The organism is Rheinheimera sp. EpRS3, assembly GCF_001513785.1.
GTDB lineage: Bacteria > Pseudomonadota > Gammaproteobacteria > Enterobacterales > Alteromonadaceae > Alishewanella.
This window is the reverse complement of record NZ_LNQS01000001.1, coordinates 902,412-924,384: the sequence shown is the minus strand read 5'-3', so window position 1 is coordinate 924,384 and position 21,973 is coordinate 902,412. Positions and strand designations below refer to the sequence as shown.

Annotated in this window: 24 protein-coding genes and 3 tRNA genes; 16 read left to right on the top strand and 11 right to left on the bottom strand. The window is 50.7% G+C overall.

Translation table 11 applies throughout. From position 1 onward, the window contains the following. Nucleotides 1-86 precede the first annotated feature (86 nt). The 3 genes from aceK to AR688_RS03995 are packed head-to-tail and all read left to right on the top strand — an operon-like array spanning nt 87 to nt 3,175. Nucleotides 87-1,838: a bifunctional isocitrate dehydrogenase kinase/phosphatase gene (gene aceK, locus AR688_RS04005; RefSeq protein WP_068229446.1), complete on the top strand. Its 1,752-nt coding sequence runs from the start codon at nt 87-89 to the stop codon at nt 1,836-1,838. A gap of 35 nt (nt 1,839-1,873) precedes the next feature. Next, nucleotides 1,874-2,719 (top strand): NAD(P)H-hydrate dehydratase, encoded by an 846-nt coding sequence (locus AR688_RS04000; RefSeq protein ID WP_082694669.1) that lies wholly within the window; start codon nt 1,874-1,876, stop codon nt 2,717-2,719. A 3-nt stretch (nt 2,720-2,722) separates the two neighbouring features. Further along, entirely contained in the window at nt 2,723-3,175 is a 453-nt protein-coding gene (locus tag AR688_RS03995; RefSeq protein WP_068229440.1) for a YaiI/YqxD family protein, read from the top strand. Here the strand turns inward: AR688_RS03995 and AR688_RS03990 are convergent. Then, a complete protein-coding gene (locus tag AR688_RS03990) occupies nt 3,172-4,167 on the bottom strand; it encodes a pseudouridine synthase (protein WP_231731942.1) in 996 nt (331 codons plus the stop codon). The two genes, AR688_RS03995 and AR688_RS03990, sit on opposite strands and share 4 nt — an antisense overlap. Between AR688_RS03990 and AR688_RS03985 the strand changes: the two genes are divergently transcribed. Genes AR688_RS03985 through hxpB form a run of 4 tightly spaced genes read left to right on the top strand, consistent with a single transcriptional unit; the run spans nt 4,166 to nt 5,970 of the window. Next, nucleotides 4,166-4,864 (top strand): tRNA-uridine aminocarboxypropyltransferase, encoded by a 699-nt coding sequence (locus AR688_RS03985; protein WP_068229437.1) that lies wholly within the window; start codon nt 4,166-4,168, stop codon nt 4,862-4,864. The two genes, AR688_RS03990 and AR688_RS03985, sit on opposite strands and share 2 nt — an antisense overlap. A 17-nt stretch (nt 4,865-4,881) precedes the next feature. Continuing rightward, nucleotides 4,882-5,094: an RNA-binding S4 domain-containing protein gene (locus AR688_RS03980; protein WP_068229434.1), complete on the top strand. Its 213-nt coding sequence runs from the start codon at nt 4,882-4,884 to the stop codon at nt 5,092-5,094. Between the two features lie 30 nt (nt 5,095-5,124). Continuing rightward, nucleotides 5,125-5,253: a hypothetical protein gene (locus AR688_RS20590; protein WP_269433677.1), complete on the top strand. Its 129-nt coding sequence runs from the start codon at nt 5,125-5,127 to the stop codon at nt 5,251-5,253. Nucleotides 5,254-5,280: 27 nt separating this feature from the next. Next, nucleotides 5,281-5,970 carry a hexitol phosphatase HxpB gene (hxpB, locus tag AR688_RS03975; RefSeq protein ID WP_068229431.1) on the top strand — a complete coding sequence of 230 codons (690 nt, stop codon included), beginning with the start codon at nt 5,281-5,283 and terminating at the stop codon, nt 5,968-5,970. Here hxpB and AR688_RS03970 read toward each other — a convergent pair. From AR688_RS03970 to hemA, 8 genes are all read right to left on the bottom strand, one after another. Continuing rightward, the gene (locus AR688_RS03970) at nt 5,951-6,724 is read right to left on the bottom strand and encodes an alpha/beta fold hydrolase (protein ID WP_068229428.1); all 774 of its coding nucleotides are present in this window, start codon (nt 6,722-6,724) and stop codon (nt 5,951-5,953) included. The two genes, hxpB and AR688_RS03970, sit on opposite strands and share 20 nt — an antisense overlap. Next, nucleotides 6,715-7,725 (bottom strand): M14 family zinc carboxypeptidase, encoded by a 1,011-nt coding sequence (locus AR688_RS03965; protein ID WP_231731940.1) that lies wholly within the window; start codon nt 7,723-7,725, stop codon nt 6,715-6,717. Before AR688_RS03965 ends, AR688_RS03970 begins: the two co-directional genes overlap by 10 nt. Nucleotides 7,726-7,857: 132 nt before the next feature. Next, the gene (kdsA, locus tag AR688_RS03960) at nt 7,858-8,706 is read right to left on the bottom strand and encodes a 3-deoxy-8-phosphooctulonate synthase (RefSeq protein ID WP_068229426.1); all 849 of its coding nucleotides are present in this window, start codon (nt 8,704-8,706) and stop codon (nt 7,858-7,860) included. Nucleotides 8,707-8,749: 43 nt separating this feature from the next. After that, entirely contained in the window at nt 8,750-9,130 is a 381-nt protein-coding gene (locus AR688_RS03955) for a SirB2 family protein (protein WP_068229423.1), read from the bottom strand. 51 nt (nt 9,131-9,181) lie between these two features. After that, nucleotides 9,182-10,741, bottom strand: coding sequence for a response regulator (locus AR688_RS03950; RefSeq protein WP_068229420.1), 1,560 nt, complete (start codon nt 10,739-10,741; stop codon nt 9,182-9,184). A gap of 97 nt (nt 10,742-10,838) precedes the next feature. After that, on the bottom strand, nt 10,839-11,687 hold the full coding sequence (gene prmC, locus AR688_RS03945) for a peptide chain release factor N(5)-glutamine methyltransferase (protein ID WP_231731938.1): 849 nt from the start codon (nt 11,685-11,687) through the stop codon (nt 10,839-10,841). Next, nucleotides 11,688-12,779 (bottom strand): peptide chain release factor 1, encoded by a 1,092-nt coding sequence (gene prfA / locus AR688_RS03940; protein WP_068229417.1) that lies wholly within the window; start codon nt 12,777-12,779, stop codon nt 11,688-11,690. It abuts the gene before it with no gap. An 18-nt stretch (nt 12,780-12,797) separates the two neighbouring features. Further along, nucleotides 12,798-14,057, bottom strand: coding sequence for a glutamyl-tRNA reductase (gene hemA / locus AR688_RS03935; protein WP_068229414.1), 1,260 nt, complete (start codon nt 14,055-14,057; stop codon nt 12,798-12,800). A 20-nt stretch (nt 14,058-14,077) separates the two neighbouring features. On the opposite strand from hemA, the gene lolB reads away from it, so the two are divergent. From lolB to AR688_RS03920, 3 genes are all read left to right on the top strand, one after another. Beyond that, nucleotides 14,078-14,740 carry a lipoprotein insertase outer membrane protein LolB gene (gene lolB / locus AR688_RS03930; RefSeq protein ID WP_231731931.1) on the top strand — a complete coding sequence of 221 codons (663 nt, stop codon included), beginning with the start codon at nt 14,078-14,080 and terminating at the stop codon, nt 14,738-14,740. After that, entirely contained in the window at nt 14,737-15,582 is an 846-nt protein-coding gene (gene ispE / locus AR688_RS03925; RefSeq protein WP_068229411.1) for a 4-(cytidine 5'-diphospho)-2-C-methyl-D-erythritol kinase, read from the top strand. The genes lolB and ispE overlap by 4 nt, the downstream gene beginning before the upstream one ends. 79 nt (nt 15,583-15,661) lie before the next feature. After that, entirely contained in the window at nt 15,662-16,597 is a 936-nt protein-coding gene (locus AR688_RS03920) for a ribose-phosphate pyrophosphokinase (protein ID WP_331458820.1), read from the top strand. A gap of 71 nt (nt 16,598-16,668) precedes the next feature. Here the strand turns inward: AR688_RS03920 and AR688_RS03915 are convergent, their stop codons facing one another. Beyond that, entirely contained in the window at nt 16,669-17,226 is a 558-nt protein-coding gene (locus AR688_RS03915) for an NAD/FAD-utilizing enzyme (RefSeq protein WP_068229405.1), read from the bottom strand. A gap of 273 nt (nt 17,227-17,499) precedes the next feature. Here AR688_RS03915 and AR688_RS03910 point away from each other — a divergent pair, with 273 nt between their 5' ends. The 6 genes from AR688_RS03910 (at nt 17,500) to AR688_RS03885 (ending at nt 20,321) form a co-directional block, all read left to right on the top strand. Then, a complete protein-coding gene (locus tag AR688_RS03910; RefSeq protein WP_068229401.1) occupies nt 17,500-18,114 on the top strand; it encodes a 50S ribosomal protein L25/general stress protein Ctc in 615 nt (204 codons plus the stop codon). Continuing rightward, nucleotides 18,114-18,716 carry an aminoacyl-tRNA hydrolase gene (gene pth, locus AR688_RS03905; protein ID WP_068229399.1) on the top strand — a complete coding sequence of 201 codons (603 nt, stop codon included), beginning with the start codon at nt 18,114-18,116 and terminating at the stop codon, nt 18,714-18,716. The genes AR688_RS03910 and pth overlap by 1 nt, the downstream gene beginning before the upstream one ends. A 43-nt stretch (nt 18,717-18,759) precedes the next feature. Next, nucleotides 18,760-19,851: a redox-regulated ATPase YchF gene (gene ychF / locus AR688_RS03900; RefSeq protein WP_068229396.1), complete on the top strand. Its 1,092-nt coding sequence runs from the start codon at nt 18,760-18,762 to the stop codon at nt 19,849-19,851. A gap of 184 nt (nt 19,852-20,035) precedes the next feature. Further along, nucleotides 20,036-20,112: transfer RNA gene (locus tag AR688_RS03895), tRNA-Met, on the top strand. A 19-nt stretch (nt 20,113-20,131) separates the two neighbouring features. After that, nucleotides 20,132-20,216 (top strand) — tRNA-Leu (locus AR688_RS03890). A gap of 30 nt (nt 20,217-20,246) precedes the next feature. Next, nucleotides 20,247-20,321, top strand: a tRNA-Gln gene (locus AR688_RS03885). 369 nt (nt 20,322-20,690) lie between these two features. On the opposite strand, the gene AR688_RS03880 is transcribed toward AR688_RS03885, so the two are convergent. Then, the gene (locus AR688_RS03880; RefSeq protein ID WP_068231154.1) at nt 20,691-21,875 is read right to left on the bottom strand and encodes an FAD-dependent oxidoreductase; all 1,185 of its coding nucleotides are present in this window, start codon (nt 21,873-21,875) and stop codon (nt 20,691-20,693) included. Between the last annotated feature and the right edge of the window lie 98 nt (nt 21,876-21,973).

The window sequence follows — 21,973 nt, the reverse complement described above, 5'->3', positions numbered from 1 at the left end:
TACCGGCAATGTTACTGGTAATTCAATAGTTTCCTGATTAAAGTACGTTAATCAGGCAACAGCCTCCCTTAACCGCAGGCCGCTATATGAGTCAGGCGAAACAAATTGCTGAAATTATCTTAAAAGGCTTTCGCCGCCACTTTAGTTTATTTCAGGCCATTACGGCCAAAGCGAAACAACGTTTTGAGCTGGCCGACTGGCGCGCCTTTCAGCAGGACAGTTCAGATCGCATTTCGTTTTACGATCAGCGTGTTACCGAAGCCATTGCCCATCTGGCCACTGAGTTGCCAACCCAGTGCTTAAATGAAACACTGTGGCAGCAGGTAAAGCAGCACTATATGGAGTTTCTGGCGTTTCACCCTCAGGCAGAGCTGGCAGAAACCTTTTATAACTCAGTGTTTTGCCAGTTATTTGAGCGTAAGTATTTTCATAATAAGAATATTTTTGTTGAGTCGACGCTAAGCAAACAGCATTTACCGGCGCCGGTGGCATCGGTGTACGACAGCTACTTTCCGGCCCAGGATGGCTTAAAACAAACTATCCGTAATATTGTCTCCGGCTTTGGTTTTATTACCCCCTTTATTAACCTCGACCGGGATATCCGTCTGATTGTAAAAAGCTTTATGGCGCAGTCCAGCCATGGCCGCCATCCGGTGTACCAAATTCGTTTTGATATTTTAAGGTCAGTGTTTTACCGCAATAAAGCCGCTTATATTGTTGGCCGCGCGGTAACGCCGGATGGCCAGCAGCCGTTCATTATTCCGCTGCTGCACCGCGAAGGCGCCGGCTTGTATATCGATACTCTGGTAACAGACGCCAAGCAGATGACGATTATTTTCGGCTTCTCGCGTGCTTATTTTATGGTGGCCAGCCAGGTACCCTCGGCGCTGGTGCATTTTTTACGCGAGCTGCTGCCGCATAAAACCCTGGCCGAGCTGTATGCCAGCATCGGCTTACATAAACAGGGCAAAACCGAGTTTTACCGCGAGCTGTTAAGCCACCTGGACAAAAGCAATGATCAATTTGTTGCCGCGCCGGGTATTCGCGGCATGGTAATGATGGTATTTACCCTGCCCTCTTTCCCTTATGTGTTTAAGGTTATTCGCGACAAGTTTGCGCCCAGCAAAGAATTTGGCCGCGACACGGTAAAAGCGCGCTACCTGCTGGTAAAAAAACATGACCGCGTTGGCCGTATGGCCGATACGCTGGAATACTCTTATGTCGCCTTACCGAAAAACCGTTTTTCTGTTGAGTTACTCGAAGAATTACAGCAGGTTATTGGCGACTCACTTAGCTTTGAAGATGAGCTGGTGGTGATTAAGCACCTGTATATTGAACGGCGGATGATCCCGCTGAATATCTATCTGGAAACTGCCTCGTTGGCGGAGAAAAGCCATATTATGGACGACTACGGCCAGGCGATTAAACAGATGCTGGCCGCCAATATTTTCCCGGGTGATATGCTGCTGAAAAACTTTGGCGTAACACGGCATAAACGCGTGGTGTTTTACGACTACGACGAAGTGCAGTATATGCTGGATGTGAATTTCCGAAGCTTTCCGAAAACCGATAACTACGAAGATGCACTGTTTGCCGAAGGCACTGTGTGCGCTGCGCCGGGTGATGTATTCCCCGAGCAGATGGCCACCTTTGTTACGCCGCAGCCGCAAATCCGCGAGCTGTTGTTTAGCAAACACCCTGAACTGCTTGATGCCGCTTACTGGCGGCAGAAACAACAAAATATCCGCAATGGCGTGGTAGAAGATATTTTTCCCTACCCCGACAGCATGCGGTTTTATCACTATTATCAGGATGACAGCAGTAACGAAGCGCACTAACTTTAGTACTATAACGTCGCTACACAGGACAGTTAATGATGAGCGCAAGCACTATTCAGCCGGTTTCAGCACAGTGGCTAACACGCCTGTTGCCCGCCAGATCGCCACAGGCGCATAAAGGCGACTTTGGCCATGTACTGGTGCTCGGTGGCGACCACGGCTACGGCGGCGCGGCCATAATGGCGGCACAAAGCGCAGTGCACTGCGGCGCTGGTTTAGTTAGCCTGTTCACCCGGCCGGAGCATGTCAGCGCTATGCTGAGCCGCCAGCCGGAAGTGATGGTAAGCCACCAGCATTTCAGCGACATGCTGACGCGCGCCAGCGTGCTGCTGGCTGGCCCGGGGCTGGGCCTGTACAGCTGGGGCACCGCTTTACTGGCTCAGGCATTGGCATCTGACAAGCCGCTGTTACTGGACGCCGATGCGCTGAATTATCTGGCAGCACTAACACAGGCAGAGCAACAGCAATTAAAACGCGACAACTGGCTGCTGACACCACACCCGGGCGAAGCCGCACGTTTGCTCGGTTGCAGCAGCGCTGATATTCAACACGACAGAGTCGCTGCTGTACAGCAACTGCAGCAGCGCTTTGGCGGCACTGTACTGCTAAAGGGCCATGCCAGCCTGATTGCCGGGCCACAGCAGCTGGCCCGGCTTGATTGCGGCAACCCCGGCATGGCCATCGGGGGTATGGGCGATGTGTTGTCCGGCATTATTGCCGCGCTGCTGGCACAAGGCTTAAACAGCTTTAACGCGGCTGCACTGGGCGGTTACCTGCATGGGACTGCGGCAGACCAGTTGGCAGCCATACAGGGCGAGCGCGGCCTGCTGCCAACTGCTATACTGCCGCGCCTGCAACCGCTGCTAAACGGAAAATCCTGATTGATGAAAATATACGTCGACGCTGATGCTTGCCCCGTGGTGATTAAAGACATTATCTTTCGCGCCGCAGAGCGCAAACAGATCGAAACGCTGTTGGTGGCGAATCAGCCGATCCGGGTACCGCCTTCAAAGTTTATCTCGGCCATTACCGTATCCAGCGGCTTTGATGAAGCCGACAACGAAATAGTACGCCGCTGTGAAGCCGGTGATTTAGTTGTCACCGCCGATATTCCGCTGGCAGCCGACGTGTTGGCCAAGGGCGGCTATGCGCTAAACCCGCGCGGCGAGCTGTACAGTAACGACACCATTAAACAAAAACTGACGATGCGTGATTTTATGGACACCCTGCGTGGCAGCGGCGTGCATACCGGCGGCCCGCCACCGCTAAACCAAAGCGATCGCCAGGCCTTTGCCAATCAGCTGGATAAGCTGTTACAGCAGCATGCGAAAGGTTAACCCGGCCATGCCGACAGCTGCTGCTTACTGCTGAATTGTTGCGGTTGCTGTGTTAGCGGATCAGTAAAACTTAACTGTTTTGCCAGTAATTGCAGCGGCTTTTCAAACTGCGGCGCCTGCTTCGGTTTAAGTTCAGGGTAATAATTATCATGCAAAATCGGCATCGCCAAACTGAGCATATGCAAGCGTAGCTGATGGGTTTTGCCGCTGTGCGGTGTCAGTTCAAACAGCCCGAGTTCGCCGCTTTTCGCCACCAGGCTGATAGTTGATTGCGCATTTGCCTCACCGGCCACTATGGCGTTAATAAAACGCGGTGTGCTTTTCTCAATCCGGTTTGCAATATGCCAGTGCTGTGGTAACGCAGCTGTGGCAGCCTGCTGTGTTAACCGGGCCACTGCCTGATATTGCTTATTGATAGTGCCCTCACTAAACAGCTGGTAATAAGCCGCCCGGCTTTGGGCATTAACAGAAAACAACACCAGGCCGGCGGTATCACGGTCCAGCCGGTGCAGCGGTGCAATGTCGCTTAAGCCGGTGTCGCGCTTTAAGCGCGCCAGTAAGCACTCATTAACGTATTCACCGCCTGGCGTTACCGGCAAAAAATGCGGCTTGTCGGCCACCAGTATATGCTCGTCCTGATAGACAATTTGGTGCGCAAATGGGATCACAGGCTCGGCTGTTACTTCACGGTAGTAGCACAGCCGTTTGCTTGGCATAAAAGGTGTATCTGCGCTAATAGCCGCGCCGTTAAACCAGTGCACTTTGCCTGCCGCAATACGCTGACGCCAGATAGCCTCGCTGATAAACGGAAACTGGCTGCACAGAAACTGCAGCACCGTATGCCAGCCGTCATTAACAGCAGGCAGGGTAATTTCAGAGGCTTGGCGGGCTATCGACACTGTGTATTCCGGCAGAAAAATCAGCGCGCAGTGTAGCATAAAAGCGGCTACAATAGCCGCCCGTTGCCGTTCAGATGCTGTTGGAACCTGCATGTCGCATATTAATTCTGTCCTCAGGCTCCGCGCCCAGGAGCTGGCAAAAGCCACAAGGGTGTTTAACGCCCGCGGCAGCAAAGTGAAACGCTGTCAGCAGTGCCTGCTACCGGCCACCGACTGCATCTGCGCCAGCAAACCCGGCGTCAGCAGTAACAGTGCCTTTTGTTTTATTATGTACACCGGCGAGTGCTATAAACCCAGCAACACCGGCCGCATTATTGCCGATGTTATCGCCGACAATCATGCCTATGTCTGGGACAGAACCCGACCCGATGCAGCTATGCTGGCATTGCTGGCCGATGCGCGTTATGCGCCGATAGTGGTATTTCCGCAGCAATACGCTGAAGCGCAGCGTTGTATCAACAGCCCGCTTGAACTTGGCACAGTGCAAAACGGCAAAATACCGCTGTTTATTATGCTGGACGGCACCTGGCGCGAAGCCAAAAAAATGTTTAAAAGCACTTATCTGGCAAACTTACCCGTGCTGGGTATTCAGCCAGAGCAAGGCTCAAGTTATCAGCTGCGCGAAGCGGCCCATTTGCATCAACTATGCACTGCCGAGGTCGCTATAGAAGTATTAAAACTGGCGAATGACACCGCCGCTGCAGTAGCGTTGGCCGAATACTTTGCCGTATTTCGCCGCGCTTACATTGTCGGCAAACCCCACCTTAATTTTACTGAATTAGCAGAGTAGTCTGCCAAGGATCTGACATGCGTGATGTAATACTGAGTAAACCCGCGGTAGAGCTGTATAAAATACTCAAATTTGAGGGCCTGCTTAGCAGTGGCGGCGAAGCAAAAGCAGCCATAGACAGCGGTTTGGTAAAAGTGAATGGCGAAGTAGAAACCCGCAAACGCCGGCAAATTAACGCCGGCGATATTATTGAAATTGGCGGCGATAAACTGCAAATGCGCTTGGGTTAACATCAAGGTTAAACCAAGTGATTGGGGTGAATGGGAGTTGCCATTGAAGAACTGAAGCTGGCGAACGATAATAGCGCTGCCACAGCATTGCAATACTACTTTGATACCTTTCGCTGTGCGTATATTGCCGGTAAACCTCATCTGAGTTTTGCCTTGTAACACAGCAGAGACAACAGCAGGAATACTATGATCCAGGCAGTTATTTTTGATATGGACGGCGTACTGATTGATTCAGAGCCTATGTGGCATCAGGCTGAGCTTGAGGTATTTGGCAGCCTTGGCGTAACGATTTGCCCACAGCGTCAGCAGCAAACCGTAGGCATGACCACCAAGGCCGTTACTGCGCACTGGTACCAGCAGTCGCCGTGGTCTTCTATGTCACTGGATGAAGCCGAGCAAGCTGTATTGCAACATGTTGCCACGCAGATACAGCAGCAAGGTGTAGCAAAAAAAGGCTTGTTGCCGTTACTAAACCGGCTAAAGCAAGCGGCAATACCTACTGGCCTTGCGACTAACTCTCCCGGTTTTTTAATGGACACCACCTTAGAAAAACTGCAGATCCGCCATTATTTTAACACCCACTGCTCGGTAGAGATGGTAAAGCAAGGCAAACCGGCACCGGATATTTATTTGCTGGCAGCAGAAAACCTTGGCGTAGCGCCACAGCACTGTCTGGTATTTGAAGACTCGTACACCGGGCTAAGCGCAGCAAAAGCAGCCGGGATGCAAGTAATAGCCTTGCCCGCGGTGCACGACTGGCACCTGGAAAAATTTGATCTGGCCGAGCTGAAACTACGCTGCCTCAGTGAGTTTGACTTAAATCAGCTTAACAGCACCCCCTTTTCGGTGGCGCAGTTTAACGCCCAGCCTGCCTGATAGCAGTAAGGTGCTGTTGGTATTGTGCTACAAGCCAGGGTGCGTCATCCAGCGCTAAATCGTGCCCGGCCCAGGGGTGCTGAATATGTGCCGACTGCCAGTAGCGGGCTAAATCAAGCGAGCATTGCGGGCTAACCAGCGTATCACCCAGGCTGCTAAGCAATAATGTTGGGTATTGCGGCGCGGGTGTTACCGCAAAACGACTGGCCGCCCACAATTGGCGCAGGGCATTTACTTTACTTACCGGCCTTTGCTGCTGCCATAACTGCCAGCTGGCAACTATGTCGGTATGTTCTGCAGGCCTGGCGCTGGTTAACTGCAAAATAGACTGTTCGCGCTGCGCGGCCCCCACGACGATACTGCGTAAAATAGCCGGGTAATTACGCCAGCATAAACGGCGGTAAAACGGCGACAACGGCTTGGCACTGCTGTTAATCAGCGTGACCGAGGCTACTTCATGCGGATATTGCGCCGCCCAGTCGGCCGCCAGCATTCCGCCCAGTGAAATAGCCAGCAGATGCACCCTGCCGTTGTATTGTGGCGCCTGCAACCATTGCTGGCGCACTGACTGGCGCAAACCGCTGATGCTGCAAGGCGAACGCTGCTGGTATAGCTGGCCTGTGCCGGCAAAATCAAAGCTCAGCACCGGGTTGGTTATCGCCTTAGCCAGCAAAGGTTTGAATTCGCCCCAATGGCGCTGCTCACGGGTTAAACCACGGATCAGCAGTACCGGTGTGGCATCGGCTAATACCATAAGGCTTTGGCCTGTGCCTGCAACTGCTCGCGGTTAAGCTGCGGCAGCCAGTTTTGATATGACATAGTGCTGTTAATAAGAAAATTAATCAGAATAAGGTGGCTGCGTAGCACCCTTTTTACCCGGTGCGGCTTTACCGGATGAAACATACCCAGGCTGGATAACAGCTGAAACGGGTTTTTTCGCACCCAGTTCCACGAGCCCATTTCCAGTGTTAACGGCAACATAGTGGTGTTGTGCGCCAGTGATAAATCATACAGGTAGTCCCATAAATCACCATGACAAAGATAATGTTGCGATTGCGGCTCAAAAATATAATTCTGGTGCGGGTAGGTTTGAAACAACAGTTCACGCAGCCGGTACATTTCAGCCAGGTGTGCGATAGGTTGACGCTTGCTTTTAGCATAAGGAAACCATAAGCGGTCAGTAGTGCCGAAGCCGGAGTGGCAATCCAGCACCAGCGAAAAGGGCCGGTTAAACAGCTCGCGCTGAATAAAATCGGCTACGGCCTGGCTTTCTGTTTCCATTTTGTCGGTGCGGCCGCGATGCCACGGAATGGTACGGCTGATACGCTGGCCGCCAACCAGCCAGGCGGCGCCTTCGGCGCACTCCACCGGGGCATTGCGCATTAAATCAACACTGTTACCATTGGCACGCCAGCCATTGGCCATGCCGGCCGGGTTTACCAGCGGGATAAAATAAATACAACAATGTGCCAGCGTATGTTGCAGGCAAAGATCCCAGGGCAAGCGGTTTAGTAAAGTTTGCAGATAGGCCAACACCACTTGTGTGCCAATACGCTCCAAGCCATGAATGCCGCCTACCAGCACGACTGCTGGGGCTGATGCGCTGCGGTTGCCAAGAGCCAGACCATATAACGGCAGGCGCTCTGCCATATGCGGTATGCTGGCAAGTAATTCAACCTGTAATTGTGGCGGGGCCGTATCAATTAACTGCTGCAGCTGAGCCAGCTCGGGCAGCATGGTATCAGTATCAACCAACAGCTCACTCCGTTAGTGAAAGTTATATGACAGCATACCTGATGCCCGTCAGACGAAAATGGCAGTTTTATGAAGATTAACAGTAAAACGCCGCCAGAGCGGCGGCGTGGTTAGCTTAGCAAAAAGCTAAGGTTAGTTGGCGGCTGTATCAAGCGGAGCAAAACTTTTTACTAAGTCATCTACTGCTTTCATTTGCAGTAAATAATCTTCCAGCTTGGCCAACGGCAAGGCACAGGGGCCGTCACATTTAGCCTGGTTTGGATCCGGGTGCGCTTCAATAAACAACCCCGCCAGCCCCAATGCCATGCCAGAGCGCGCTAACTGTGCTGCCTGGGCACGGCGACCATCGGCCGAGCTTTCGCGGCCACCGGGTTTTTGTAATGCGTGGGTGGCATCAAAAATAACCGGTCCGTAGTTTTTCATTTCATCCATACCCAGCATGTCTACCACCAGGTTATTGTAACCAAAACAACTGCCTCGCTCGCACAGGATCACCTGTTCATTACCGGCTTCTTTAAACTTGGTAATAATATGGCGCATTTCATGCGGCGCTAAAAACTGCGGTTTTTTTACATTAATTACCGCGCCGGTTTTTGCCATTGCCACCACTAAATCGGTTTGCCGCGCTAAAAACGCTGGTAATTGGATCACATCTACCACTTCTGCGACCGGTGCGGCCTGGTATGGCTCGTGTACATCGGTAATTAAAGGCACGTTAAAAGTACGCTTAATTTCTTCAAAAATTCTTAAGCCCTCTTCCATACCCGGGCCCCGGTAAGAATGCACTGACGAGCGGTTAGCCTTGTCAAACGAGGCTTTAAATACATAGGGAATGCCCAGCTTAGTGGTGACTTCCACATAGTGCTCGGCAATACGCATGGCCAGATCGCGTGATTCCAGCACATTCATGCCGCCAAACAGCACGAAAGGTAAATGGTTAGCCACTTGCGTGCTGCCAACCTGAATAATTTGCGCAGTCATAGTTTTTCCTAAAAACACAGGCGCAACGCCTGTGATGTTCTTATCAGAATGCAGTTAAAAACACCGGCTGTTTGGTCATGGCTACCCGCAGTACCAGGCCCAGCCAACCCAGCGCACCTAAAAAGCAAATCCAGCGAATGGCAGCAGTGCGGCCTTTAAATGCCATTACACCCAGCCCGATATAGGCCAGCACGGCAAGAAACTTTTCTGTCAGCCAGGCATGCACAAACGGATATTGCTGCAGTGTGATCATTAGCAGCACGGCACTTACCAGCAGCAGTGTATCAATAACATGTGGCGCTATTTTAAAAAACTTAGTTTGTAACATTGCTGCCGGCTTTAGGCTCATGGCATAACGCACTAACAGAAAACTAACACTGAGCACCACCATTAACAGGTGAAAATGCTTATAAGCCATATACATAACGCTTGTCCTTTCTTTATTAATAAAACAGCCAGCATAAGCTGGCTGCAGTTACTCGTTGCTGTCCGGGTATTTTTGCAGTATTGCTTCCAGTTTGTCGACCCGGCTTTTAAATATTTCTACCAGTTTGGGGTCAAATTGCTTACCGGCTTCTGCTTCTATTGTTGCCATTACCTGATCCAGCGGCCAGGCTGACTTATAACAGCGCCGGTGGCGCAATGCATCATAAACATCGGCCAAGGCAGCAATACGGCCGTAAATATGAATATCTTCGCCTTTTTTACCGGCCGGGTAGCCTGTGCCGTCCCATTTTTCGTGGTGATCCTGCGCGATAACTGCACCGGCCTGAATAATACTGCGTTTGGAATTTTTTAATATGTCATAGCCAATGCTGGTATGGGTTTTCATTACTTCCCATTCCTGCGCTTGTAGTTTAGCCGGTTTATTCAGAATGCCATCCGGAATACCTACCTTACCGACATCATGCAGCGGCGCAGCAAACATTAAACGTTCGGCTTCTTCTTCAGGCATGCCATAAGCTTTGGCCAGATCATAACAAATAAAAGCCACTCGTTTCACATGATTACCGGTTTCAATAGAGCGATGTTCTACCGCTTCACTTAGGCGATAAACAATTTCGCGTTGGGTGTCTTCTATTTCATGCTGCAGCTGCACATTTTCATAAGCTATTTGCACATTTTGTGAAAATAGCTCAATCAGCTTTTTCTGATTATCGGTAATGATGCCCGGCAAGCCAGAAATATACAGCAAAGAGCCATGGGTAAATTTACTGGTGCAGTAGGCCACCAGATAGTTGTCGCGATACACAATACCGCGTGATTTAAGGGCGGTATCAAAGGCGTCCATTAACTCGGGCGCCAATACCTCCTGCACCGGTTTACCTTCTTTGCTCTCAAACTCGCCCTGGCCGGCAAATACCACTAAGTTGTGTGGATCTGTTACTTCACCGGCAACATTACCCGCCACCAGCGATGAGCTGACCAGCAAAGCGTCCTCGTTACAGCCAAGAATAGAGGTGAGCTGCTGTAATACGCCATCGATAAACTGCTCCATCGAGTGCGATGAAAATAAGTCGGCCGAGGCATTAATGATTTTTTCCAGGCCCTGACGGCTTTGCTCCAGTGACATAATATCGCGGTAGGAACGCAGGCTGGACATAATAACGGTAAATAGTTTTTGCGCGGTAAGCTCGGTTTTAGATTTATAGTCGTTAATATCGTAGTTAATAATTACCTGTCGCTCTGGCGCCTGCCCCGGCTGGCCGGTGCGTAAAATAATGCGCACATGTTCATTGTGCAGCTCTTCACGGATATAGCGTGCTACCAGCAAACCGGCATCGTCGGTTTCCATCACTACATCCAGCAAGATAATGGCGGTATCGGGGTGTTGTTTAATCAGTTCTTTAGCTTCACTGCCAGAGTAAGCACTGAAAAAGCTCAGGTTTTTACTTTGAAAGGTAAAATCACTCAGCGCCAGTTTGGTAACGGCATGCACTTCAGGTTCATCGTCAACAATCAGTACTTTCCAGCTGCCGTTAAGCACTGCGATTATGGGTTCTGGCTCTTCGGCAAATAAAAAATCATCGCTCATCCGCTTTTCCTTTAGCTTGCTTTAGTCTGAGTAATTGCTGAATTAGTTATATGCTGTATCCAGAGCAGGGTCAAAGGAAATGGATAAAAACAACCGCTTAACCTGGTAAACAACCACCACTGATACGCCAGTTATTACCATAATCACGCTTTGACTCAACCTGGGTAAAACCGGCTTGTTGCAGCAATAACCGCACAGCATCAGCCTGATTATAGCCATGTTCCAGATAAAGCCAGCCATTGGCATTCAGGTGCTGCGGCGCCTGGCATATGATCTGGCTAATATCAGCCAGCCCTTGTTGCGCGGCAGTCAGTGCGGTAACCGGCTCATATTGCAGGGTGGCTAAATGTGGGTCCTGCGGGTCGATATACGGCGGGTTGCTGACAATCAGATCAAACTTTGCGCTGCCCAGTGCGCTAAACCAGTTACTTTGCACCACGCTGCAATTTTTTATCTGCAGTCTTTTCCGGTTGCGTTCGGCCAGTGCAGCCGCTTCGGTAATATAGTCTACCGCGGTTAGCTGCCACTGCGGTTTATTATGTGCCAGTGCCAGCGCAATAGCGCCGGTGCCTGTGCCTAAATCCAGCACAGTTGCCTGTGCTGGTAGTGGCAGCGCCAAGGCTTGTTCTACCAGCAGTTCGGTATCTGGCCGCGGGATCAAGGTGCTGGGGGCGACTTCAAGCTGTAAGTCAAAAAAGTGCCAGTAACCAAACAAATAAGCCAGTGGCTGGCCCTGCAAGCGCGCGCTTAGCAGCTCAGTTAGCTGTGCCAGCTCTGCACTGTTAAGTTCGCGCTCGGGGTAGCTGTATAAATAGCTGTTGCTAACATTAAGCACATGGCACAGGCATAACCGGGCTTCAATATCAGCTGTTGGGCTGATTTCTACGAGTTGTTGCTGCGCCTGTTTTTGCCACTGTGCCAGTGTTTGCTGCACTGTTTGTTGCACTTAGCGGTTCTCGTCGGCCAGGGCAGCTAATAAGTCGGCCTGATGCTCGTGTTTCAGCGGCTCTAATACCTGGTCTAAATCGCCTTCCATTACTTCGTTTAAGCGGTAAATGGTCAGGTTAATCCGGTGATCGGTTAGGCGGCCCTGCGGGAAGTTATAAGTGCGGATACGCTCTGAACGATCGCCACTGCCCACTAGCGAGCGGCGGGTAGATTCTTCCACTAAACGGCGTTTTTCATCTTCTGCTGCCTGAATACGTGATTGCAGCACGCTCATGGCCCGGGCGCGGTTTTTATGTTGCGAGCGTTCGTCCTGACACTCTACCACTATGCCGGTAGGTAAGTGGGTAATGCGAATGGCCGAGTCGGTACGGTTAACGTGCTGGCCACCGGCACCGGAGGCGCGGAACGTATCTACTTTTAAATCGGCCGGATTAATTTCTATCGCTTCGCTTTCCGGCACTTCCGGCATAATAGCCACGGTACAGGCTGAGGTATGCACCCGGCCCTGTGATTCAGTGGCCGGTACCCGCTGCACGCGGTGGCCGCCAGATTCAAACTTCAGCGTACCGTAAGCCCCCTCGCCCTGCACACTGGCAATGATTTCTTTATAACCGCCATGCTCGCCATCACTGGCGCTGACAACTTCGAGCTTCCAGCGGCGTTTTTCGGCAAAACGGCTGTACATACGAAATACATCACCGGCAAAAATAGCCGCTTCATCGCCGCCGGCGCCGGCACGAATTTCTAAAAAGCAGCTGCTGTTGTCGTTCGGATCTTTGGGCAGCAATAAAATTTGCAGGTGTTGATCCAGTTGTTCAATCCGTTCTTTGGCTGCTTTATATTCTTCCTGCGCCATTTCACGCATATCAGGATCGCTGTCTTTTTGCATGTCTTCAGCCGAGGCTAAATCCTGCTGCGCCTGCTGGTAGTCGGCAAAAGCTTTGCTGATATCTTCCAGTTGGCTGTATTCTTTTGACAGCTCGCGGAATTTGCTTTGATCGCTTATTACGCCAGCATCACTTAATAATGCCTGCACTTCTTCGTAGCGCTCAGCCAGGCCTTCCAGCTTGCGGTATACCGATTCTTTCATGGTGTTTTATTTGCCTGATTACAGATCTAACAAAGTGTTGATCAATGTTTGTTTGTTCGGTTCATCATCCTGCACTAACTGGCGGATGGCTTTGGTTGGGCTATGCATCAGCCGGTTACTCAGTTTAGTTGACAGCTCAGCCAGCACTTTTTCGGCATCTTGCCCGGCGGCCAGCTGGTTAGCAGCTTTGGCCAGTAATTCTGTACGCACCTGCTCGCAGCGCTGGCGATAATCGCGCACCCAGTCGACACTACCTTGCAGCGTTAACCACTGGGCAAACTCAGCTGCGCCAATCGATATCATTTGCTTGGCCTGTTCGGCGGCCTGCAGGCGGTTATTCAGGTTTTGCGCCACTATCGACTGTAAATCATCTACGGTATACAGGTAAGCATCCTCCAGCTCTGCCACTTGCTGCTCAATATCACGCGGCACGGCTAAATCAACCAGAAACATCGGTTTGTGCTTGCGCTGTTTAAGCGCCTGTTCAACCATACCTTTACCAACAATAGGCAAGGTACTGGCGGTAGAACTGATAACAATATCTGCATCTGCTAAAGTTGACGGCACCTGCGCCAATGTAATGGCTGAGGCAGAAAACTGCTCAGCCAAATGCACCGCCCGCTCATAAGTGCGGTTAGCTACCGTTAGCTGTCCGGCGCCCTGCTCTTGCAAGTGCTTAGCTACCAGCTCAATGGTTTCACCGGCGCCAATCAGCAGCACCCGTACTTTGGCCAGGTTACCGAAAATTTGCTTGGCCAGGCTTACCGCCGCATAAGCGACAGATACCGCATTGGCACCAATATCAGTCTCGGTGCGCACCTGTTTGGCCACCGCGAAGGTTTTTTGGAATAAACGTTCAAACTGCGGGTTAACGGTGCCGGCACTGCGCGCCTGATTATAAGCCTGTTTTACCTGGCCGAGAATTTGCGGCTCGCCCAGCACTAATGAATCCAGGCCGGAGGCCACTTGCATCAGATGCTCGGCGGCAGCATTGTCCTGATGTAAATACAAGTGCGGTTGCAATTCACTGCCATCAATCGCATGAAATTGTGCCAGCCAGGCAATTACCTGTTCCGCTTGGGTGGCAGTACCGTTAAAATACAGTTCAGTGCGGTTACAGGTAGATAAAATCACCGCATCGGAAATACTGGTTAAGGTAGTCAGTTCGCGCAAGGCTTCAGGCAACTGCTCAGGCGCAAAAGCAACTTGCTCGCGCAGGGCAACCGGTGCCGTTTTATGATTAATGCCGAGTGCGAAAATGGCTGTCACCTGTATCATCAGAATTGTCAGGGGGCGAATTGTACAAAAAGCCCCAACTTAATAAAAGCGAAGAAAGCTCAGTGAAGGACTTTAGTGTGGTGCATCCGTTTATTCGTCCGTTATTTATCAGCATTGTTATTTTATTGCTAAGTGCCTGTACCGTATTTCAGCGCCCGGCGCCGGCTGAAACGCCGCTGAGCACCAACGAGCGCGAACAACACATACTGGCTATGCAGCAATTTTCATTGCAGGCCAGTGTTGGTATTAAAACACCCGAAGAATCACTGAGCGGTAATTTACACTGGCAGCAGGACAGCGCAACTTATAACGCCCGTTTAAGTAATTTTCTTGGTATCAGCCTGTTTGAGCTGAGCGAAACCGAACAAGGCAGCGCTATTACTATTAAAGGTGAAACCTACCGCGCCGTAGATAGCAGTACCTTATTGCTGCAACTCTCGGGCTGGTCAATGCCGTTGCATGATATGCCGCTTTGGCTGCGAGGCTTACCCGGCAGTAAAGGCCGCGACATAATGCGTGACGAATTTGGTAGGGTTACAGCGTTTAATTTAACTGACAGCACCGGTATTGTCTGGCGGCTGCAGTATCAGGGCTTTTTCCCCGACAGTCTGGCGCTGCCCAGACGCATGCTGCTGCAAAGCAGCGACAGCCAAATTAAAATTGTTATCCGGAGCTGGCAATGAAGCGCCTTACCCTGCCAGCAGTGGCAAAACTGAATTTATTTTTACATATTACCGGCCGCCGCCCGGATGGCTACCATAACCTGCAAACCTTGTTTCAATTGCTGGACGTGGGCGATGAACTGACATTTACGCTGCGCCAGGACGATGAAATCCGGCTTGATTGCAATAACAGCGAACTGATCAACGAACAAAACCTGGTACTGCGGGCTGCCCGCCTGTTGCAGCAATACAGCAACTGCACACAAGGCTGTGATATTTATCTGGCTAAACGCCTGCCAATGGGTGGAGGTTTAGGCGGTGGCTCATCTGATGCCGCCACTACCTTGCTGGGGTTAAATAAATTATGGCAACTTAATTTAACCACCGATACGCTGGCCGGGCTGGGGTTGAAACTGGGTGCCGATGTGCCCTTGTTTGTCCGCGGTTACACTGCTTTTGCTGAAGGCGTAGGGGAAAAATTACAACCACTGCCCATGGCTGAGAAAGTTTACCTGGTGGTTACACCAGATTGTCATATCAGCACAGCAGAGATTTTCCAACACCCTGATTTAATACGTAATACACCATCTATAGGCTTTGAACAGGTGTTAACAGCACCCTGGCGCAATGACTGCCAGCCTTTGGTAGAACAGCTCTACCCTATTGTTGCAATAACCTTACAGTGGTTGGTAGAATACGCGCCGTGTCAAATGACGGGTACTGGCGCCAGTGTGTTCGCCGCATTCCCGGACCAGACCAGTGCTCAGCATGCTCTTGCGCAATTACCGCCGTCCTGGCGTGGTTTTATTGCCAAAGGGGTCAACCAGTCGCCTGTGTGGGCTGCGTTGGCAGATACCGAATAAGTAACCGCAGCGGTGCTTTTGCCGCTGTTAATTGATAAACCGGACTCACCACCGCCCTGAGGATCCTACCGTGCCTGACATGAAGGTTTTCGCTGGTAACGCCATACCAGAACTCGCAAGTAAAATCGCCAGCCGTCTGTATATTAAACTTGGAGATGCCGAAGTCGGCCGTTTCAGTGATGGGGAAGTTAGTGTCCAGATCAATGAAAATGTGCGTGGTTCTGATGTGTTTATTATCCAATCTACCTGCGCTCCGACCAACGATAACCTGATGGAACTGATAGTCATGGTAGACGCCCTGCGTCGTGCCTCTGCCGGCCGTATTACCGCAGTAATGCCGTACTTCGGTTATGCGCGGCAAGACCGCCGCGTACGTTCTGCGCGGGTGCCTATTACTGCCAAGGTAGTAGCCGACTTTTTATCCAGCGTAGGCGTAGACCGCGTATTAACGGTAGATTTGCACGCCGAGCAAATTCAGGGTTTCTTCGATGTGCCGGTAGATAACGTGTTCGCCAGCCCGGTGCTGCTGGACGATATGCGTAAAAAAGGCTTCACTTCTCCGGTAGTGGTATCACCGGATATTGGTGGTGTGGTGCGTGCCCGTGCTATTGCCAAACTGCTGAACGATGCCGATTTAGCCATTATCGACAAACGCCGGCCTAAAGCTAACATTGCCCAGGTAATGCATATTATCGGTGATGTGAAAGATCGCGACTGTATTATTGTTGATGACATGATCGACACCGGCGGCACCTTATGTAAAGCCGCTGAAGCATTAAAAGAGCAAGGCGCAAAGCGCGTATTTGCTTATGCCACCCACCCGGTATTTTCCGGTGGTGCAGCAGAAAATATTGCCAATTCTGTCATCGATGAGCTGATTATCACCGACACCATTCCGCTAAGTGCTGAAATGAGGGCGGTGTCTAAAGTACGCCAACTGACGTTGAGCGAAATGCTGGCCGAGTGTATCCGCCGTATCAGCAATGAAGAATCTATCTCGTCGATGTTCGATTAAGTTTTTCAGCTAAAAAACAGCGCTCACGGGGCGCTGTTTTTTTATCTGCCGAAGATAAAAGCCCGATGCAATCAGGGCATGACTTTAATAAAACGCCGGAATTGGACGCGGGCCTTGATTAGCCAACCGGGTGTCCCTGCACCACTGCCTGCAAGCTGCAATTGGGGATGGCGGCGCATGGTACGGTTTAGGATAGCCTCATCTTGTAAATCAACATCAACAAATAACACATGCTTACCTTGTTTAAGAATGTCTTTAAACTGCTTAAAGTGAGTATTGGGCTCCTGAATGCCAATAAATCCGCCTTCCCAGGTACAAAACCCCAGCACCACAATAGCCAGAAAGATAAACGGGATCCAGCCAGCTGCCGTGCCAGTCCAGCCCAATGCATATGCGATAAGCAATACCAGTAAGGCGCCTATGACCCCAATTATTGCGCCCCGTTCTGTAGCGTGAACCACATCACTTTTTAATACCGGCGAAACCTCTGGTAACTGATGCAGCTCGATATTGGCATCCTGTTCACTTAGGACATGTATTTGTTCAGTATTAATACCCTGCTGTTCCAATTCATGCTCAACTGTTTTGAGCTCGGTCAGATCTTCACTGACAAAATACCGTCTTAACATAACATCCTCCGCAAAACCCTGGTGGATACGCCACTTCCTGATTACATGCCGGCTATTAGCTAAAATGACAGTATTGCAACCATACCACTGCGCAGCTGATTATTTTTTAAACAACGCATCGAGTATAGCTGCTATCAGGCATTAGGGTAAATTTGCCATCACTTTACAATTGCAGCCGTCAGGGTCCGGTGGTAATATGTCGCGCCCCTGAAAAGGGCATCCAGCCTGAGACTGGTCGCGAGTCTTGGGAAACCTTAATTTTTGGAGTACACCATGTCTGATGCAATTTTTACATTAAATGCAGAAGTCCGTACTGACGCGGGGAAAGGTGCGAGCCGCCGCCTGCGTCACGAAGACAAAGTACCAGCTATCATCTACGGTGGTAGCAAAGCCCCGGTTTCTATCACTTTAGAGCATTCTAAACTGTTAAAAGCACAAAGCTTTGAAGCGTTTTACTCTCACATTCTGACTATCAAAGTTGGCAAAGAAGACGTAAAAGCTATCGTTAAAGCGATGCAACGTCACCCGTTCAAGCCGAAAATCATGCACGTTGACTTCCAACGCGTTGAAGCTGGCCACGAGCTGCACACTATTGTTCCGATCCACTTCTTAAACGAAGATGCACCGGTCAAGAAAGGCGGCGTAGTAGTACACGGCGCGAACGAAATCGAAATCTCTTGTCTGCCAAAAGACTTACCAGAGTTTATCGAAGTTGACATGAGCAACGTTGAAGTTGGCACTACCCTGCACTTATCTGATCTGAAAGCGCCTAAAGGCGTTACTTTCGTTCAGTTAACTAAAGGTGCCGGCCATGACTTAGCCGTTGTATCTGTGAACAAACCAGCTGGTAAAGCAGCTGATGCAGAAGAAACTGAAACTGCTGAGTAATGTCTGACACTACTCAATCAGCCATTCAGTTGATTGTGGGCCTGGGTAATCCGGGCCCGGAATACAGCCAGACACGGCACAATGCCGGTGTCTGGTTTGTTCAGCAGCTGACCCACGCCTTTAAGGTCAGCTTAAAAAACGAGCCGAAGTTTTTCGGTTATACCGGCAAGTTTGTCTGCGCCGGGCAAGAATTCAAGTTACTTATTCCCTCTACTTATATGAATTTAAGCGGTAAAGCCGTGCTAGCTATGGCACAGTTTTACAAGCTGACACCTGAACAAATTCTGGTGGCGCATGATGAAATGGCGCTGGAACCGGGTGTGGCAAAATTTAAACTCGGTGGTGGCCATGCTGGTCATAATGGCCTGCGCGATATTATCTCCCGCCTGGGTAATAACCAGAACTTTTATCGCCTGCGCTTAGGTATTGGCCATCCGGGCCATAAAGATCAGGTTACCGGTTATGTGCTGGGCAAAGCCCCTGCCAGTGAACAAAACCTGATTGAACAAACAATAGATGAAGCAGCGCGTTGTTTTGATATTCTGGCCCGTGACGGCCTGGTTAAAGCACAAAACCGCCTGCACAGTTTTAAAGCCGGCTAAAGCAGCAGGCGCAGCAATTTCCAGCACGTAAAGGATACTAATTATGGGTTTCAAATGTGGCATCGTCGGCTTACCTAACGTAGGCAAATCCACCCTGTTTAATGCGTTAACCAAGGCAGGCATTGAAGCGGCTAACTTTCCGTTCTGTACTATTGAACCGAATACCGGCGTAGTACCGGTACCGGATCTGCGACTGGATAAGCTGGCGCAAATTGTTAACCCACAGCGCGTGCTGCCTACCACCATGGAATTTGTTGATATCGCCGGTTTGGTAAAAGGCGCATCGCGGGGCGAAGGCCTGGGCAATAAATTTTTGGCTAATATCCGCGAAACTGATGCTATTGGCCATGTTGTACGCTGCTTTGACGACGAAAATATTATTCACGTAGCGGGAAAAATTGACCCGGCCGACGATATCGACACCATTAATATGGAATTGGTATTGTCTGATATGGACAGCGCCGAGCGCGCTATTTTCCGTGTCAGCAAAAAAGCCAAAGGCGGCGACAAAGACGCCAAAGCTGAAATGGCGGTGCTGGAAAAAGTAAAAGTGCATTTAGAGCAAGGCCACACATTGCGCCAGCTCGAGCTGGATAAAGAAGAAAAGGCCTTAATTGCCTATATGAACTTCTTAACCATTAAACCGACGATGTATATCGCCAACGTAATGGACGATGGCTTCGAGAATAACCCTTACTTAGACATAGTACAGGCTATTGCTGACAAAGAAGGCGCTATAGTGGTGCCGGTATGCGCCGCTATTGAATCTGAAATTGCAGAGCTGGACGATGACGAGAAAGCCGAGTTTATGGCCGATATGGGCTTAGAAGAACCCGGCTTAAACCGCGTGATCCGTGGCGGTTACTCACTGCTTAACCTGCACACCTATTTTACTGCTGGTGTTAAAGAAGTACGCGCCTGGACAGTTGCAGTAGGTGCCACAGCACCACAAGCGGCAGGCGTTATTCACACCGACTTTGAGAAAGGCTTTATCCGCGCTGAAGTGGTCGCCTATAACGACTTTGTCCAATTTAACGGCGAAGCCGGTGCCAAAGAAGCCGGTAAGTGGCGTTTAGAAGGTAAAGACTACATCGTAAAAGATGGCGATGTAATGCATTTCCGTTTTAACGTTTAACTACGTTTTAGCGTCAAAAAAGCCGTTGTTTGCCGACAGCGGCTTTTTTATTGCTTGTGAAACCAGCGTTTTGCGTATTAATTCGGCAAACGAACCAACATTGATTTTTAAACGCAAAAAAACGGTTGACGCTATAGGGGCAGTTCTGGATAATACGCGCCACTTGCTTAGGTCAAGTTAGCGTGGCTACATAGCTCAGCTGGTTAGAGCACAGCACTCATAATGCTGGGGTCGCAGGTTCGATTCCCGCTGTAGCCACCACTTAACTTTACCTGTGCATGCGGGGATGGCGGAATTGGTAGACGCACTGGATTTAGGTTCCAGCGCCGCAAGGTGTGAGAGTTCGAGTCTCTCTCTCCGCACCACTTATAAAGTGGTTGCACACAAGTTTTTGCAGGGGCGTAGCCAAGCGGTAAGGCAGCGGGTTTTGATCCCGCCATGCGTTGGTTCGAATCCAGCCGCCCCTGCCATTAAACAGAAAAACCCAGCTTAGGCTGGGTTTTTGCTTTCTGGTTTGATCTCACTTTTCCGGTTACAACATCTTTTGGGCTCGCCGCAGCAACTATTCCGGGCATCCTGCCCTACACCCTTCGGGCCAGCTGAAGCTGTTCAAACTCGTTCCAGACGAGTTTGTCACCCACGCTTCGCATTTGCGAAGACACTCTGCGGCTGCGCCAAAAGAGTTCTAACCTGCTTAGCTGAGAGGTTGGAACCCTGCAGCGCACAGCCACAGAGTGTCTGAGTCCTGCCGTAGGCATAAGGACGAGTTGCTGTGGCGAGCACTGTAGGTGTTGCAACCGTATCGCTGAGCAAAAGTTCCAATCTACTTTGACAATCAGTTATTCAGAACCAACTGCATAACGTGCTACTAAGGTTTTTAGCATAGTACTGCGCGCCGCCACACTTAATACCAACTGGCGCAATTTACGTACTGGCGGAATGTCATTGCCAAACACCTGATAAAAGCCATCCATCGCGCTCATCATTAATAAATTCGCCGGCTTACGCTTACGCTGATAGCTTTGCAGCAGTTGCGCACTGCCAATATCGTTGTTATGCCGTCTGGCGTCGATAATCAGCTCTGTCAGCAGTTTAGCATCAGCAAACCCCAGGTTAACCCCCTGCCCCGCCAGTGGGTTAATGGTATGGGCGGCGTCGCCCGCCAATACCACACGGCCGGCGTAATAGCGGTTCGCATCCATCCGTGCCAATGGGAACCAGGAGCTGGCGACTACTTCTACCTCGCCTATTTGTGGCGGGAAGGCTTTAAGCAGCTGCTGCGTTAACTGTGCCGGACTAAGTGCCGCCAGCTGTTTTACTTTGGTAGCTTCCTCATACCATACCACTGAGCCTTGCTGGCCGCTTAGCGGTAAAAAGGCTTTTGGCCCGCTTGGGGTAAATTGCTGCCAGGTCACATCTTGCTGCGGGTAAGGCGTATTCACTAAGGCGACCAAGCATGCCTGACGGTATTGCCAGCCATTGCTGCCAATGCCGGCTAACTGGCGCAGTTGTGAGTTACCGCCATCGGCGGCTACCACCAGCTTACTGCTAAGCTGCTCGCCACTGTCGAGCGTTACTATGGCGCTATCTGCCGTTTGCTCAAGTGCCGTTACTGAGGATGGGCAAAACAGCCGCACATTCGCGCCGAACTGCTGCCACAGCGCCAACTGCAGCAGATTGTTTTCCACGATATGGCCCAAATGGCTGCGTTTAATATCTGCCGCATTAAAGGTGACAATGCTGTGCGGTTGTTCAAACGCTTGCAGGCGCTGATACGGACATAACCGCATTCGCTCTAAGACTGGCCAGGCTCCCAGCGTTGCCAGCCAGGCTTCGCTGGCCAAATTAATTGAGGATACACGCAAATCCGGTGCGCTATCTGGCTCAAACTCCGGCGGCGCCTGCTTTTCTATTAACGCTACCTGCAACCCCGCCTGGCTAAGTGCCACAGCAATAGCCGCGCCGACCATGCCGCCACCGACGATACTGATATCAAACTGTTGTACTGTTTTCTCGTTGGTCATAGATAAGAGTCTTATTAACTGATAAAGCATTGTACGCCAGCGCCGCACAAAAACGAAAACCGGCTTTTTTTCTGCCGCTGAAAGCAAAACCGGTTTAA